The organism is Flavobacterium sp. HJSW_4 (assembly GCF_042436695.1).
Taxonomy (GTDB): Bacteria; Bacteroidota; Bacteroidia; order Flavobacteriales; family Flavobacteriaceae; genus Flavobacterium.
In genome coordinates this window covers 38,256-55,087 of sequence record NZ_JBHNPP010000030.1, presented here as the reverse complement: position 1 = coordinate 55,087, position 16,832 = coordinate 38,256, and the positions used below count along the sequence as shown (strand labels likewise).

The 16,832-nt window shown below is 31.1% G+C and carries 16 protein-coding genes; 3 read left to right on the top strand and 13 right to left on the bottom strand.

Going from position 1 to position 16,832, the window contains the following annotated elements:
- From ACE01P_RS20695 to ACE01P_RS20635, 13 genes are all read right to left on the bottom strand, one after another.
- Positions 1-789: hypothetical protein (locus tag ACE01P_RS20695; RefSeq protein ID WP_379700940.1), on the bottom strand; the 789-nt coding region annotated here is incomplete at its 3' end.
- A gap of 622 nt (positions 790-1,411) precedes the next feature.
- Positions 1,412-2,536: a hypothetical protein gene (locus ACE01P_RS20690; RefSeq protein ID WP_379700938.1), complete on the bottom strand. Its 1,125-nt coding sequence runs from the start codon at positions 2,534-2,536 to the stop codon at positions 1,412-1,414.
- A gap of 93 nt (positions 2,537-2,629) precedes the next feature.
- On the bottom strand, positions 2,630-6,325 hold the full coding sequence (locus tag ACE01P_RS20685) for a peptidoglycan-binding domain-containing protein (RefSeq protein ID WP_379700937.1): 3,696 nt from the start codon (positions 6,323-6,325) through the stop codon (positions 2,630-2,632).
- A 30-nt stretch (positions 6,326-6,355) separates the two neighbouring features.
- Entirely contained in the window at positions 6,356-8,419 is a 2,064-nt protein-coding gene (locus tag ACE01P_RS20680) for a hypothetical protein (protein ID WP_379700936.1), read from the bottom strand.
- A gap of 72 nt (positions 8,420-8,491) precedes the next feature.
- Complete coding sequence (locus tag ACE01P_RS20675; protein ID WP_379700935.1) at positions 8,492-8,983, bottom strand: hypothetical protein; 492 nt, start codon at positions 8,981-8,983, stop codon at positions 8,492-8,494.
- A gap of 28 nt (positions 8,984-9,011) precedes the next feature.
- Positions 9,012-9,464: a CHAP domain-containing protein gene (locus ACE01P_RS20670; protein WP_379700934.1), complete on the bottom strand. Its 453-nt coding sequence runs from the start codon at positions 9,462-9,464 to the stop codon at positions 9,012-9,014.
- Positions 9,461-9,748 carry a methyl-accepting chemotaxis protein gene (locus ACE01P_RS20665; protein ID WP_083219804.1) on the bottom strand — a complete coding sequence of 96 codons (288 nt, stop codon included), beginning with the start codon at positions 9,746-9,748 and terminating at the stop codon, positions 9,461-9,463. Before ACE01P_RS20665 ends, ACE01P_RS20670 begins: the two co-directional genes overlap by 4 nt.
- Before the next feature lie 1,265 nt (positions 9,749-11,013).
- Positions 11,014-11,286, bottom strand: coding sequence for a hypothetical protein (locus tag ACE01P_RS20660; protein ID WP_379700932.1), 273 nt, complete (start codon positions 11,284-11,286; stop codon positions 11,014-11,016).
- The gene (locus tag ACE01P_RS20655; protein WP_264551920.1) at positions 11,279-11,419 is read right to left on the bottom strand and encodes a hypothetical protein; all 141 of its coding nucleotides are present in this window, start codon (positions 11,417-11,419) and stop codon (positions 11,279-11,281) included. Before ACE01P_RS20655 ends, ACE01P_RS20660 begins: the two co-directional genes overlap by 8 nt.
- Positions 11,420-11,940: 521 nt before the next feature.
- Positions 11,941-12,180 (bottom strand): hypothetical protein, encoded by a 240-nt coding sequence (locus tag ACE01P_RS20650; protein ID WP_379700931.1) that lies wholly within the window; start codon positions 12,178-12,180, stop codon positions 11,941-11,943.
- A gap of 239 nt (positions 12,181-12,419) precedes the next feature.
- Positions 12,420-13,130, bottom strand: coding sequence for a DUF3164 family protein (locus tag ACE01P_RS20645; RefSeq protein ID WP_379700930.1), 711 nt, complete (start codon positions 13,128-13,130; stop codon positions 12,420-12,422).
- A gap of 21 nt (positions 13,131-13,151) precedes the next feature.
- Entirely contained in the window at positions 13,152-13,430 is a 279-nt protein-coding gene (locus ACE01P_RS20640) for a hypothetical protein (RefSeq protein WP_379700929.1), read from the bottom strand.
- Positions 13,423-13,560, bottom strand: coding sequence for a hypothetical protein (locus ACE01P_RS20635; RefSeq protein WP_290973438.1), 138 nt, complete (start codon positions 13,558-13,560; stop codon positions 13,423-13,425). The genes ACE01P_RS20640 and ACE01P_RS20635 overlap by 8 nt, the downstream gene beginning before the upstream one ends.
- Before the next feature lie 309 nt (positions 13,561-13,869).
- On the opposite strand from ACE01P_RS20635, the gene ACE01P_RS20630 reads away from it, so the two are divergent.
- From ACE01P_RS20630 to ACE01P_RS20620, 3 genes are all read left to right on the top strand, one after another.
- Positions 13,870-14,553 carry a helix-turn-helix transcriptional regulator gene (locus ACE01P_RS20630; RefSeq protein ID WP_379700928.1) on the top strand — a complete coding sequence of 228 codons (684 nt, stop codon included), beginning with the start codon at positions 13,870-13,872 and terminating at the stop codon, positions 14,551-14,553.
- Between the two features lie 637 nt (positions 14,554-15,190).
- Positions 15,191-15,748, top strand: a complete 558-nt coding sequence (locus tag ACE01P_RS20625) for an RNA polymerase sigma-70 factor (RefSeq protein ID WP_379700926.1) — start codon at positions 15,191-15,193, stop codon at positions 15,746-15,748.
- 113 nt (positions 15,749-15,861) lie between these two features.
- Complete coding sequence (locus ACE01P_RS20620) at positions 15,862-16,782, top strand: FecR family protein (RefSeq protein ID WP_379700925.1); 921 nt, start codon at positions 15,862-15,864, stop codon at positions 16,780-16,782.
- Positions 16,783-16,832 lie beyond the last annotated feature (50 nt).

Genomic DNA, 16,832 nt, shown 5'->3' with positions numbered 1-16,832 from the left:
TCCGGTAACATTTTCATTACCAGTATAAACTGGTTGTAGCCATTTATGAGGAAATTGAAGCCCTACGCTAATTTCATTAATAGCCATTCTAAACTGAAGTGTTAAAGCCTCTTTGATGTTTTTTTCGATATTATCGAAATAGCGAGCAAACAATTTCTTCAAACGATCTAATCCTTCATTTCCTACGTTTAGAAGAGTATCGTAAGCAAACTTTAGCAAATCGATGTCTAAACTTCCTATTTGTTGTGATAAATGCTCTACTTGATTATCAAAAGAGGCATTTGTGTCGTTTAAAGTTGCTAAAGCGTCTGTGTGTACGCTATTAAACTGATTAACAAAATCTACTAATGCATTAGCACCAGGATAAAAAGTATTAATAAGTTCATTTAAAAATGTTTTTTCGTTGATTTCTGCTAATTCAAAAAGAATACGTAACACGGATTCAATAGTATTGTCGAATGATTCAAAGTTGAAATCATTGATGTACTTTAGAATAATCCAAGAGTAATCAAAACTGATTGGAATTTCAGTGTTACCATCGACAGTTGGATTCAAAACCAGCTTTAAATCTTGCGCAAGCGGAATATCAAGTCCAAGTGAATTGTACGTGGTTAATGTCATGCTGTAAAAACCAGAAGAGTTGTCATAACTTTGGCTGGCAATTAAATCTTTGACAAAAACAGAATCAAAAAGACTTGCGAGGGCATCTCTGATTGCCTCTAATTCATTAGGGATTTTGTCTAATGGTAATAATTGGCTTAACGAGGGGTGCATTATTTGATTTGACATATTCTAAAATTTATTTTCTGTTGTTAGTGGTTTACACAAACTCATTCAATTTTTTTAGGATCTTGCTGTAATTCTCTCCAAATGTTTCTGTTAGAACAAGGCATAGGTAGAGTGCATTCCTTTCGAGCAAGAGAGGACAAAATAATTTTGAAATGTGTTTTTGTGTTGTGTTTTACCTGTTCCTTAGGTAGTTGTGTTTTTTAATGGCATAATGACCATGAATTTTTAATTGTTTCAATAGTTAGTTAAAAAACATTGTTGTTAAGTCTTTTTGTCTAAATCAGAAAATTGTGTTTATATGTGAATTTTGCTTTTAATTTTGATAGTTGTTTCTTTTTCACATTGCAAATATTTGAAAAAAAACAGGCTTAAAAAAACGGATGCAAGGTCACTGAACAATTGTATTTTAAGACTTAACACAGTTGTTCAGAAGGTGAACAATTATGTTTTTTTGGAGGAAAGATGAAATGAATGTTTGCTTTTAAAAGCAAAGAGAATTTTAATGTATTACTTCTATGAAATGAAGTATGTAGAAAAAATGTCTGCTTTAAAAGCAGCATAAAACTACCTTTTACTGCGCCTAAAACTTAAGCGCAGTATTGAGATAGTGTTTTGTAAAAAACTAATTGTAGTATTCGATTTTTCTTTCGGCAACCAAAGTTGGTTCTCCATCTGGTGTTCCTTCAAGAAACATGTTGCATTTTATCCAGTTGTTATGGTTGTCGTATTCGTAGGTGTAGTAGCGAACTTTTACTTTGAGATTTTGTTCGGAATTATCAGGAATAAATTCTTTTTGTATAAGATCTCCTTGCTCATTATAAATCTTTATGAAATTTTTGGTTGGATTTGAAATTTCTCCAGGACCAGTAACGATGCATTTAACCTTTTCTACGTAATCTTTGGTTGGATGGTAAATATATTCTTCTTTAGCTACTATTTTTTCACAGCCATACATGGTTGTTTGTGTTATTCTACCTTGCTTATCGTATTTATACTGTAATTGCAAATCATCACAAAAAGGACTTTCTGTACCCATATCTGTATAAGGTATGTTTTTACTAAAAGCACCTTTAATTATTTTTTGGTTTGCAACAAGGCCGTCTTTATCATAAATAAACAATTTCCGAGTACTTAAATCGCCATCATTTGGTTTTTTGTCATCTATTGTTGGAGCCGCTCGGTAAACACAAAAAGATTGTTCTTCTTGAATTCGTCCTTGTTTATCATAGATGTAATTATAGACATCTACGTCGTATTCTTGCCATATTTTATCTCCAATAATTACTGTATCTTTAGACACATTGATTTTGTTTAACTTTTGAAGCAAATTATGATTGTGTACTGGAATATATTGCTTTAATGATATTTTATGTTTGTTTTTTTCTATCCAATCATTCTCATCATACTCATAAGACTTTGTTTTCTTTTTATCGACATTCATTACATAGTTTTTACTTAAAGAAGATCCGAGCCTTTCTTTGATTCGGCCAAGTCTGTCAAAGTGTAAATACTTATAACCATGGATATCATTATTACGCAAAAAATCACTTTTCTCAGCCTCTGTTAAGTTTTGTTTGGCAACATCCATTTTAGAATAAACAACTTTTACAGAATCTCTTAAATTTTGACCCGTATAATCATTTCTTTTTTCAGATAGTAAACCGCTATATTTTTGTTTAGATTGTGCTTTAACATTAATTGAGAATAGTAATGAATTGAGTAACAAAATTGAAAGTAAAAATTTCATAAATATCGTTTTGTTTTTCTAATAAAATAATTATTAAAAATAAGGATATTAAATTAGTTTATTCTCATTTTTTTTTCAATAAGTTTTTTGAGATTAATCTTCTAATAATTTAAAAACTTTTTTCCCTTCAATACGACCATTAGCGCTCGAAGGAACAAATATGTTCCGAATGTTTTGATAAATAAAACGTAAAGGATCATCCTCTTTGAAATATGATATTGCACCTTTTTCATAAAGTTTTGCCTCATATGTTAATGTCGCAGCCAAATCTAGTCCAACGCCAGCAGTCAATAGTGCTCCACCTCCTTTTAGAGTTCCGCCAAATGCACCACCTAGTGTACCTTCCAGTGTTATATCAAGTTTCCCTAAATCAGTAATAAAACTAAAAAAGTCTATAATATCAGAAGTATTGTAATCTAGATCTTTTGGTTGTTCTCCGTCCATATATAAATTGGCAACTATAATACCTTTGATATATTCTTTAAAAACATTCAAATATGTATTAATTGTCGGCTTTTTGCTATCATCTTCATCGTCTATCATTTTATCTATTTTCCATAAAAGTCCTCTGACCGAGCTTCCAGGAATTCGATCTTTACCATAAAGGGAAGTGTAGTATAATTCACCTTCTATCTTTTTTTTGTGATTCTCATTTTTATTATACTCCTTGATAGCATTTTCAATTAGAGTTCTATATTTTAAAATATCTGTATCAACTTTCTTTTGATCAGGTTCTTCCGAGTTTACAATGTATTTTAAGTATAATTTCTTTAAAGTAAATTCAATAACTTGACGAATTAAGCTTGGATTAATTTCCATTTTCATGTCAAGTCCCAAACCAGCTATAATGAAAAAATTGTCTGGACCGATGTTCTCCAGAGTTGCATTTAATATTTTTGTTGTTAATTGTATTTCTGTATTCCCTTGATCGCCGGAATTATATGCATCAACAGTTCTGTTTGTAACACCATCGTCATTGACAACTTTTTTAATTAACATTTTTTTGCCTCTATTATCGTGTAGGTACCCAATTTTTTTTCGATATTCAATGCTTTTAATCAATTTAAAAATGCTTTCAAAATCATAGTAGTCATGATCATGATCATTTTCAATTTTTAACATATCGAATAGCACTCCCATATCAATATTATATTTTACTTCCGTACCTGGCTGACAAATGCTGCCTACATCGCCTGTATTAGTCGCAAAATATATGGATACCTCTGTATCAACATTATTGTCTAGATTATCACCTCGTTTATATTTGAGTGTTCTATTATTGTTTGTTGAATTAATGGCATCAAGGTCTATATGGTTAAAAGCAAAATCTAATGCATTTATTAAGTTAGGACTTGATTTCCTATTAAGCTTCCAGTTTATTCCATACATTAATTGTACGTCAAAGGATAAAAGACTAGTTAGCAAAGTAGTTATATTTCCAATTGGGGTAATTCCAGCAAAAAGTTTATAAAGAAGTCCCATTTTAAGTTTTGTATCTAGAACTGCCTTAACATAGTTTTTACAATCTATTTCAATATTTTCGAAAACTCTATGCTTCTCTTCACCCTCGTAGGGCATTGTTCCATAATCTGCTTTAAAACTTAAGGAAACGCCTGCATTAAAATTAGCATCGACACTTAAACTTGGTAACTTATTTAAAAGATTCCCAGCCTGCCCAAAACTTCTATTTGTATTTTGGACCTCAGGACTTTCTGAATTTTCGGTAGGCATTCGGAGGGCATTCTCATTATCTGGACCTACTTTTGCAAGAAGACCAGCACTAATACTAGGATCCACCCCAATCTCCATATTTGTTAAATATTGATTTGGATCAAGATTAAGTATTTCGAAATGATTTAAAATTTTTGCCAAAGAGTTTATGATTGATCCTGCAAAAACACTCATAATCATTGTTAATAATGCTGTCTCGTCTTTTCTTACTGGAAAAGTATACTCTGTTGATATACTGAAATCTACACCAACACTAGCACTAACGCCTGTCCCGATTTCAAATTTTCTCCTAGATCTTCCATGACCAAATCTTTGACCTAATTTTACAGTATAACCTTGATATTCATCTACAGAAACGCCTAGTGTAGATTTTACTTTATAAACTATTTTAAGCTCCTCTCGATCAGTTATCTCGCGTTTAAGGCTTTTTTCAATTCCACCTTTGGTATTAATTGGAAGTCCCCAAGTAACATTTGCTTTAGCATCGAGCACACCGCCGAGCCCTCTGGGCCAATTGCTAGCTACAGAAATAGCAAAATCGTAAGCAGACTTAAAAAAGGCAAGAGTTTCATCATATAGTTTTTTGGCATCATTTTTTACTTCGCTAATTACTGATGTAAGACTGTCAATAAGAATGTCTAATCCATGATCAACAACATAATCCATTACCGATGTCTGAGGAGCTCCTGGAAATATAGGAGGCAAAACAACAGGAACTAACATATCATTGTACCTAAAACTTAAAAAATAAAACATTGAATCTGCAAACTGTCTTGAAGGTATTCTAATATTTTTGCCTTCAATCATTTTAAAAGAAGTAGTATTCCCTTCAGCATCAAAATTAATTTTGGATTTTGGATTCAAACCTTCCATTTTTTTTAAAAAGCGATTGTAATTTGGAAGAGCTGATTCAGAATCAATTGGCTTAACATTAAAAATATTTACATCATCAAGATGGTTAATCTTATATCTTTCATAACCATTATCACCAATTACTCCCCATTCTTTTACTTCTTCTCCAACCTCTTCAATGTTGTAATAATAAATTAGATTAAGATAAAATTGATAACGGGCATCTTCACTTCTTTTGTCTTTAGGAAATAATTCTCTTTTAGGTAATGTAAAAATAACAGAATTATCATATGGATTTATTATAGGAAACCCATTAGAATCACCGCCATAGTAATTGTCTATTACAATTTGTGAAAGAGTATCACCTTTCTGTACTTTATGTAATTTAGCATTATCATCATCAAATAGTAAAGGTGGTGTATTTTCTTGTTCTAAAGGAAAATATAAGAGAGGGATTTCTGTGTTATTAAATTCAAGTTGAGTGTTTATTGTATTTAAACCAAATATGAATTCAGAACTATCAATTTTTTTTTCTTGGATAAATCTTTGAACGTTTTTATTCTTTAAAAGTTCATTTTTACTTTTATTAGAAGGATTTACTATTGTGTTCTTATTCTTGTTATTATTGCTAAGATCTTTATGTATAACTGATCCCGTAATGACAGAATCAGTTTCAACTTTTATCATTTCACCATTTTCTGTTATGGAAATAAAATATTCATATTTATTATTATTAAATGATTGCTTGAAATTTAATTGTTTGTTAGAGGAGCTTCCGATGTATTTTTTTCTTTCTGCATCAAAGAACTCATTACCCAAAAACTTTCTGTCAATTGCAAGTAATGTTTCAGAATTTACTGTTCCTGTTATTGGAATACCTTCCCAAGATTGAAATTTTTCTATGGCGTCTTTTAAATTTATATCAAATTTAAATGTGTTAGTGTTTAATTCAGTAATAACATAATCGGGATATATATCATTTCGTTCGTTGATAAAATTTAGTGCAACTTTAATTAATTTTACAGCTTCATTTTCTGCCCCTACTTTTAATGGACTATTTATTGTATCATTTTTTGCAAGCCTTACTAAAAAAGGATTATTACGAAAAATTAAACTCTGAAGGGTACCTCCGTTATTACTATTGACAAGGTTTTGTTCTGCTAATGGAATATTATTTATAGCATCTTTTGATATATATATAGGCATAGTTTAAATTTTATTATTTTTAATTTGTTCCTAATTTGCACTAGTTAAACTAATAGGCAAGCTATTGTATGTGATGTCATTTATAGAATTTGAAATATCTAAGAAAGACAACGTCGCATCCTCATTTTCTACCAGAAGAGGTGTTCCTAATGTTAAAACATAATTCTCCAAAGTAAATTTTCCATAATTTTGGTAAAAATGTTCCTTGCATTTTATATATAGAGGATGACCAAGAAATTCACCTTGTGCCTGTTGATATGCTTTTAAAGCATTATATTCGTTATGGGTGAAAGTAATAGCTTCAAAAGTTTGAAAAATAGAATCATAGTCGCTCAAATCTCCTGATCTTGAATAAGAAATAAATTTTAATATATTGTTTTCATCTTGAGAATCAGGAACTGAAAATTTGCGTAATTCAAAGTTTAAATCTTTTGAAGTTTTCACAATTTGATTTAAAAAACCTATATGCGGATTTGTAGTATTTTCATAATCATAGTCAGATGTTTTAAAGCTTATGTGAAATTTCCCTTTTCCTATTAAAGAAATTTGACTATCTGGTCTATTTTTAGTGTTTTTATGAACAGTATTATCTTTGAAAGAAAAGAAGGTTACGTGATTTTTGTCAACTGCAATACCAGAAGTTGGTAAATATGCTTCTCCTTTTGATGAATCAATAATTACAGGTGAATTAATAGAAGAGTAAGTATAAACTCTAAAATCACCATCAATTAAATCATCAAACCCAAAAATATTATTCATTTTTAATGAGAAAAAATTATTCCATATTGATGAAATATTTTTTTTGTCAATTTTATTCCCTTTTGTTGATTTTTTTAGGAGGTAATAATTCGCTCCTAATTTATTATCATCATACTTCCAGTTTTTTAATTTGATGGCTTCTGATTGCTCCAGTTCTATAGAATTAGTACTGTCATCATCGGCAATTATAAAGTGTTTCTTTTGCGTAGTGTCTTTTTCAGTTGAAATCTTGCCAACATATGAAGAAAGGAAATTTGAATTTACAGGGCTGCCAATATTTACAGGAATCGTTATATAAAACCACTTCTTACTATTATTATAAACTTGATCGGTAATTTTAAGAATTGGCCAACTAGTATAATAATTCATGGCAGAATAGACAGGATCTTTAATAGCGTTATCTGCAGAATAAAAACCAACATTTAACTCATCTTTAAATTTAAAGAAGTGATTGTATGAAAAGCCCCAGTCGTCTCTGATGTCGATATAGACAGTATTTTTGTTGTGAAATTTTTGCAAGAAGTTGTTGCCACTATCAGCTCCTTTAATTCTTAATCCTTGATTTTTTGCAGCACCATAAAAGGCTGTAATATCAAGATAACTTAAGATTTCTTCTTTTTGGGATCTGTTGTTAAATTTTAGTTTTAGTTTATCAGCTTCAGTTACGTTGCTGTCAATAACTAGTTTATCGATTTCTAAAGTATGGTTTGGAGCTTTTAGCAATTTAAATGTTGGCTCATAACCAATCATATCAAGGATAACTTCAACTCCTGCAAGGGTAGATCCACCGGCAAATTTTCCGATTTGGCATCCTCCTTCAACAATTAAAGGATGGAAAGTATCCGTGTCATCGAAGAATATTTTTTCGATAAAAGTAGTGTCAGGAAGTTCTGAAAAGTTTAAACCTAAACAATCTGATTTCGCAATTAAATTGGTGCCATTTTTTGAATTCAGTTTATCTTGTACCTCTTTTATGACTTTAAGGATATTGCTAGAAGCCCATGAACCATCTGATTCGAGGATATTTCCAACATTATCAACCAATGAGGACTTTTTAATTCCTCTGTAAATAAACATTTTTACAGGGAAGCCACTCACATAAGTATTCATAGGTAGCAATGCGATGTTCAATAATGAAGAATTCGTATTACTTGGAATTGCCAATACTAACGATTTTGTAATGGCATAAGCTGGAGCGTCTTCAGAAACAGAAAAATTATTATCCAAATTGTATTTTTCAACATTGCCTACATCTGGCTGCTGTCCAAAAGCTAATTCTGCTAATTGATCAGTTTCTATTGAACTTTCTTTTGTAAAAAAATATATTTTCGACATGCGTTTAGTTTTTAAATCTAAAATTCAATTGAAATTTTAGAATGAATTATTTTTTAAATTATTTACTTGATCCTAGAATAATCTATAGAATCGTGCAATTGGTTTTACAGCATAATAAACCAACACCAACAGAAAAATCCTTCCCAACCAGATCTGCACCTTTTGCCAGAAAGTCAAATAATTGACAAATTTTGTGGTGTTGATGGTTTTTACTTCGGTTTCTTTTACCTGTTGCGATTTCCAGCGGGCGTAGAGTTCCTGCTCTTTGAGTTCGCAGTCTACGTTAAGTTTATTGTTATCAAGACGAACCTTTGGGTTTTTTAATGTACGCCCTGGTTCGGCTTGAGTAACATTCTTAACAACTACTTTTCCGTTTTGGCATTCGAGTAATGCTTTGAAAGAACTGCTGTCTTTCTGAATTTTAAAAACAGTATCATGCACCGTTTCTTTGATTGTGATCGTTTTGGTTTTTTCTTCACTTAGAACTGGCTTCGGACTTTTGCACGAAACCAGAACTAAGACTGAAAAAAACAAAAAAACAAGACGTTTTAAATTATTCATCATAAATTATAATTTGTTTATTAATTGTGTTTTATAGTCTCAAGAAGCCTTTAATACTTTTAATTTCTCTTTTTCTTCTGGCTACTTTATAGCCTTCTCGTCCTCCCATGTCGTTTGTATTTCCTTCAATGGTGTAGATAAGACTTCCTGCGACTTTGTCTACAATTCCGGCATGACCTGTCCCGTTTTTAAAGTCGATGATAAAAACATCTCCAGGCTGAGGATCTTTTTTTACTAGAGGTTTGCTAGAATTGTATTGGTCTAATACTCCGCCAGTTTTCTTTAAAGGATTTTTGACTCCCAGTTGCAATGCGGCTTTTTGAGTACACCAGTAAACAAAAGCCATGCACCAAGGATATCCTTTTGGCAGTCCGACGCTTCTCAGATAAATTTCGACTTCAGGACCAGCGTTGCTGTTTCGTGGCATTTCTTCAACACCAACTTGCGCAAACGCAGTTTCTAAGGTTTTTTCGGCTAATGTCATTGTTGCTTTCCGTTTAGTTGTTTAAATTTTTGAAGCTCATCTACCAATTGCTGGTTTATGAGCATGAGTTCTTTGTGTTGTATTTCCATCTTTTTGATGGTTTCGGTTGCGGAGGTCAATCGAGCGGTAAGATCATCAAGTAAGTCACGATAATATTTTACTGCGCTCACGGCATTGTCAAGTTCGGCAGCTCGGTCTTCCGCTAATGATTTCCTCATCGAGAAAAACCAAGTAATAAAAGCGGCAAAAAATGCGGTAAGAGTGGGGTATAGAAATTGTTCCATTAATGTTTTGAAAAATATTTGTTAGGATTAAAATTTTGTTTTTGAGAAACAGCTTGAAGTATTGTTTTGTGGAAGAAATCTGGCCTTAATTTTCTGTAGTAATTGCTGTCGCTGTTTCCTTTTGTGGGTACAAAGATTGTCCTAAAAAAGCAGTAAAAAAAACGAATGAAAGGTGTTTAAACACTTGTATTCTGGTGCTTTACAAGGTTGTTCAGTCAACGAACAGGAACTATTTTTACCGAGAAAAACACCGCATCTTTGCAGAGCGATTCAGATAAAATAACAGTAGCCAATTTGGTTTTGCTGCTTTATAAATTCTTTGTCTGATTCGAAAGCAGTTCTTCTATTTTTTTGAGTTCAGAAGTTATCGGAGTACAAAGAATCTCATACAAAGTGGTACGAGAAATAGGGTAGACCGGATAAATATATTTACGCCAAACTACAGTAGTAGGAATATCTTCCGTTTTGTGTTTTTGATACAATTCTTTGATAAGCTTATAGCGTAAGAGTTTATTTTTTTGAATGCCTAGACTTCTATTATTAGATATTGCCATAATGAAAGAGTAAAATGATTGAAAGAATTGTTTTTAGATTGAAGAAATACAGCCATTTAAGGCTTAAATAAATACATAAATGCATTACAGATAACCAAAACCATTTGATCCTTATATATCAATGGCGACTCTCTCCTAATGCCGAAAATCGTCTGGAACTTCGTCCTGAAGTCATTCTGGCATAAGCACTTAAATAATTTAAGTCAGCAGAGTCCGCACGACAATTTTGTTCCTGAGTTATAAACTTGGAACATCCTGGGAAAAAGAATGGTTTTGAGTTATTTGATTAGGGCAGAAAGCGCCCGCTTTTCGGTTCCTGATTTTCTTAAAATAAGTTAAGAAAACAGGAGCCTTTTTTTATTTGCTACAGTTTAAAAAACTGCCAGGTTTTCTAGAGAAATAAGAGTAACATCAAACCTATAAGGTTTGATGTTTTTAGGAAGTGATGATAAATTTTAAGATGCTTGATTCACAATCTTACAGCTTTTATGATCTGAGATTGGTCTTGTTTTTACGCTCATTTTTGTTTGGCTTAAAAGTTGAATTTATTTTGAAATTGATCCATTCACGAAAATCCAATATCGGTTTTAAATTCGTTGCAATTAAAAGAGCCCCTAAAAGTAGAGAAGCATAAATGTCATGGTCTGGTAACATCGATTTATAGTGTTTTTGGGTTGTTTTTGGAAAGTTTTAATTGGTCTTTTTCTTTGATTATAATTCCTCTTCATCCATAAAAGGATCTTCGTAATAAGGCGTAAAATCAAATTTCATTACAAGCTTTGTAACGTTTTCTACTTTCTTTTCAAGATCTGGTGAAATAGGACGAGGTTCAGCTTCTGGATTATCTAAAATGTGCATCCATTGAAAACGCTCTTGATTAATGCAGATTCGTTCTCCTGCAGTAAAAGTTTTGATTTTCTCTGAGCAAAACTGAAGCGCAACATAAAGTGCCGCAATACGTTCCTTAATTTGGGTTTTATTCATGTTTTCGAAGTTGTAAAATAGTTCGTAATTTTTTCAGATCGTATTCAATTAGGCTTCTTTCGGCGCTGTTAGGATTTTTAATCAGCCAAGATTCTAGTTCCTGTATTTTTTCGATGATTTGAGAAATAGTCATTTTGATTTAGGATTTAAAAATGGAAGACTTTTTTGCATAAATGAGTTTATGGATTTAGGATATTCGAATGTTGTTTTTTGTAAATGAATTGTCTTAATTTTTACAAATGGAGAAGATTTTAAAAAAAAAGTGAAATCAGACAAAATGAGACTTTTTGATTCACTTGAGAAGATGTTAATTAGAAGCTTTTTTATAAAAAAAAGCTAAAAGGAAGCAATACGTTTAGAAAAACGGTTAAGATCAAAATCGAGTTTTGATTAGAAGAAAAAGCCTGTAAAAATAAATTGTTACAGGCTTTTTCTTTGATTAAAATGTCAAAAGAACGTATTTTCAATACTATGATTTTAAATCAATTTAGATGATTTTTTGATTCAGTTTTTTATAAATGAATCTATTTGAGAGAGCAAAGATCAGAGCTTTATATGCTTAAAAAAAGTGTATGCAAGGTGGTTGAACATCAATGTTCGAAGTTTTTACACATTTGTACAGAAAGCAATTTTAGCTGAATTTATTAGATGTAATTAGGAAGCCATTTTCTGGCTCATTTCCTCGATTTTTTTCAATTCGATTGTAATCGGAGTACACAGAATTTCGTAAAGTGTAGTTCTTGAAATAGGATAAACAGGATAGATATATTTACGCCAAACTACTGTAGTTGGGATATCTTCTGTTTTGTGTTTTTGATACAAATCTTTGATAAGTTTATATCTAAGTAATTTGTTTTTTTGAATTCCGAGGCTTCTTTGGCTTGAGATTGACATGGTAAAAAAGATTAAAGTGATGAAATAATGAAGTGTAGTAATTTGTGGTATTTGGTTGAAATTAATTGCCTAAAAAAGAATTTTGTGATCTATTTTTAACTTTGTTTTTAAGTTCATTTCTATATTGTTTGTACGTCGTGCTTATTTTAAAATTGAGCCATTCATGAAAGATTAGAATCGGTTTCAGATTGGTTGCAATTAATAAAAGCGCTAAAAGTGCTGATGCGTAGATGTCGTTATTAGGCTGCATTTATGTGTTCGTTCTGTTGGTTAAAAAAGTTAAAAACATATCCGTGAAGAAAATCAACTGAAGACATAGAAAGCGGAATACTTGTTCTTGTTCCATTTTCGTTAATTGTGCTTGCTTCAATAAACCAGCTTGAACGAATTGGCTTAAATGCTGAAGCAATAATTTCGACACCATCTGTAAACTCTTCATCATTAAATTCTTTTGTAAGTTTTTGCAATTCAAGAACTCTAGAACCTTTTAGATTTCCTTTGGCATCTTTTTTTAGAAGATTGAAAACAATTTTTACCAACGATGCTGTTTCTTTACTTGTAGAAAGTGATGCAATGTAATTTTGCACTTTTTCAATTCCGATAGTTACCGTGTCGTCCCATCCTTCGTTAATTCGATATCCAATTGTGATTTCTTCTTTTTCATTAGAAAAGGTATGCGACATTTGTTTTTCCTTAAAACCATAAACTTGGTTTTTTAAATCTAAAATTGTTTCAAAAAGTTGGAATGTTTCTGTCTTTACATTTTGAATCATTTCAGAGGTTTTTTTTAATTTCAAAAGCGCTTTAGGAATCGTTTCTGCTACTAATTTTTTGTAAGTGTCTCTTTCTTGATTTTTTTTGCTTTCGACTCTAATTAAAGCTTCTTTTAGCTGTTTTGCTGAAAATTGAGACAAGTCGATTGTTTGGTTGTTGATAATTGAAGTGTTCATAGTTTGTTGGTTTTTAGATTTTTAAAAAGTGGTATTAATCTCTTCTTTAAGCGGATCTTCATGATAGGGCTTAAAATTATATTTCAGAGCCAGTTTCGAAACTTCTATAATTTTGTTTTCTATAACTGATGAAACAGGCCTTGGGGTCGCGTTTTCATTTTCTAAAATGTGCATCCACTGAAAACGTTCCTGGTTAATGCAGATTCTTTCTCCAGCCGTAAATGTTTTAATTTTTTCAGAACAAAACTGTAAGGCTAAATAAAGTAGTGCAATGCGTTGTTGAATTTGTGTGTTACTCATGATTTTCTTTTAATTGATTTTTTAATTTGTTAATGTCAGATTCGATTAAACTTCTTTCAGGACTATTTGGATTTTCAATCAGCCAATTTTCCAATTCCTGAATTTTCTCTTTGATTTGAATTGTTCCCATTTTTAATTCGGATTAAAGTTTTGATGGTATTTATTGTTTTTAGATTTTCTAGAAATGATTATTTTTAAACTAGTAGTATTTTACATCTTTTTGAGATTTTAGGGTAATATTTTTCTTTTTAAATTTTAAATGGTTTAATTTATTTTAAATCAGGTTTTTACATTACATTTTAAAATACTGTAATTTTTGTTTTCCCAATATTTTCTGGCTTAAGCTATTGTTTTTCAATTTTATTTTTCTTTACTTTGCAAATATAATGTAAAATAATACATGAAACCAAATTTTTAACGTAAAATAATACATCTTTTTATGGGGTCAACGGAAAGAGTGCGAGAATACCTTGATTATAAAGGGATTACTAAGTATAAATTTTGTAACGATTTAGGATTTTCTAATAAGTTTTTAGATAATAGCAGTAATATGGGAACAGATAAGGCGTGTAAAATATTACACTACTATCCGGACTTAAATTCAGAGTGGCTGTTAACAGGAAATGGACCAATGATTAAGGAAGAAAATACAAGCGTTGTAATTATGAATAGTGATAGAAAAACAGTCGATTCGCTGCATGCGAGTCAAGAAATACCTTTATATGATTTGGAAGCAGTTGCAGGTTTGCGAGAATTATTTAGCAGCGGAGAACCGCAAAGAATTTTAGATACTATAAAAATTCCAAATCTGCCAAAATGTGATGGAGCCATTTCTGTAACAGGAGACAGTATGTATCCTTTATTAAAATCTGGAGATATTATTCTGTATAAGGAAACGGAATTTGAAAATATCTTTTTTGGCGAAATGTATCTTCTAAGTGTAAAACTAAATGACTGGGAAGAATATATTACGGTGAAATATGTTCAAAAATCGGAACAAGGACATGAATTTGTAAAATTGGTAAGTCAGAATTCGCATCATCAGCCGAAAGATATTCATATTTCAAAAATTTCTGCTTTGGCGCTAATAAAAGCCAGTATACGTATTAATACAATGATGTAATTTTTTTCGAGAAAATCTCTTTCATTTAAAAATAAAGAGAAATAAAAAGGCTTTAGCTAAAACTTAAAATTTTAGCTAAAGCCTTTTCGTGTTTTTTGCAAACAAATCTATTTTACGCTAAAATCGGAAATAGTTTCTTTTTTGCAGAATTCAGTTTTAAGTGGAAAGCTTTAAATTATAATATTCCTCATAAAAGTGTTTTTTCTCATTCCTGAAATGCTTCATTTTTTACTTTTTATTTCTGTAAAATAGATTTTTTTAATGGTTTGAAATTCGTTTTTAAAGCATTCTCATTAATTATTTGTTAAGCGATTTTCCAGCTTAATTCTGCTTTTTATAAGAGAAGGATTGTTATATGAAACTGCGGTTTTCATTTTTTACTCCAAATACTCCAAAGTTCTATTTTACAGCTTTTTTTTTACTCCAAATGTTAATAATATGTTTCGTTTTAGAGGGAGTTTATTAATGTAAACGTAACCTAATCGACCTACCCTCAGTTTTAATTTTGGAGACATATAAGAAGAACCCAATACTTTGTATATGCCATTTTTAAAACAGCAAGATCATTATCAAGACAAAATCAGAAAAAGTGTTTTGGCTCACGCTTTTCATTTGGTTAATCATAAAATAATGAATCATGTATAAGAAGTTTACAGACGAAGAACTTGTCGAATTACTAAAATCAGGCAAGGATAAAGCTTTTGATGAACTTTATTTCCGATATCGAGATCTGCTCGTTCGATTTGTATATCTCCGAATGAAATCAATCGCTATTTCAGAAGAAATTGTGCAGGAAGTTTTTACCTCTATTTGGGAAAGACGCAAAACAATTGTAATCCAGAAAAGTTTTGCGGCTTATATCTACACTTCGGTTCGCTACATGACTTTAGATTACATTAAATCGCATGAAGTTACCGATCAATACATTCAAGAAGTTTTAGAAAAAAATACCGTTTCACAAACCAGTTATAATGCAATCGAAGATTCTATTTATTACGATGAATTGCAAAAAGCGGTTGATGAAGCTGCAGATTTACTTCCAAAAAAATCAAAAGAGGTTTTTATTCTGAGCCGTGTAAAACATTATACCAATAAAGAAATCGCAGAAGAATTGAATGTTTCGATCGAAACCGTAAAATACCATATTACGTATTCGCTGAAATTTATGCGCACGTATTTGGGCGAATTCAATTAAAAGTAAACTTCAGATTAAGAACTCAGCTTTTTTCTTAACAGAAGCGTAACCTTTTGCGCCTACCTAAAATTACAATTCCCAAGACATACTATTAAAGACATAAAGAAATTATAATGCCTGAAAATTCAAATAACGAAATCAAAAATTTTTTAGAAGGAAAGTATTCTCCGAAAGGACAAGAAATGTGGAATAAATGGTACGATCGTACAGATGATTTTTTTGATAATATGGAAATGGTTCAATCAGACCGTTCAAAACTGAAAAAAGAATTAAGACAAATAAAGAATACCAATAAAGTTATTGCTCTTCCATATAAAAATTGGGCTGTGGCGGCTTCTTTAGTTTTCCTAATCGGATTATCGGTGTTTTTCTACCAAACATCAAATCCTGTTGAAAGCAAAGAATTTACAGTAAAATTTGGAGAACATGCTCAAATAAAATTAAGTGACGGAACACAAATCTGGTTAAATGCAGGAAGTGTTCTTAAATATCCGAAAGAGTTTAAAGGAGATACCAGAGAAGTGTATTTAAGCGGTGAAGCTTTTTTTGATGTAGCCAAAGACAAAAAACATCCTTTTATCATTCATACCAATAAAATGGATACCAAAGTTCTCGGAACCAGTTTTAATGTTCAAGCATATCCAGACCAAAGAACGCAAGAAGTTTCGGTTGCAACAGGAAGAGTAAACGTAAAATCGACTGTGACAGAAGAAAATGTATATGTGACTCCGGGACAAAAAGTGGTTTTTAAATCGCAAGACAATAAACTTCAGGCTTTTAAAGATGTTCCAGTAAATACAATTTCGCTATGGCGAAAAAACATTATGGTTTTTGAAGAAACGCCTTTGCCAGAAGTTGTAGCCACAATCAACCGTAATTATAATGTTGCGATTGAAGTCAAAAACAAGAATTTAAACGATTTAAAGATTAGCGCCTATTTTAAAGAATTGCCTGCCGATCAGGTGATTGGATTGGTGTGCAATATCATCAACGCCCAATACAAAATAGATTCAGGGGGTTACAAAATCGAGTAATTCTTTAAACAATAAAAATAAAACTACGTAGCAAACTAATAAACAAAACA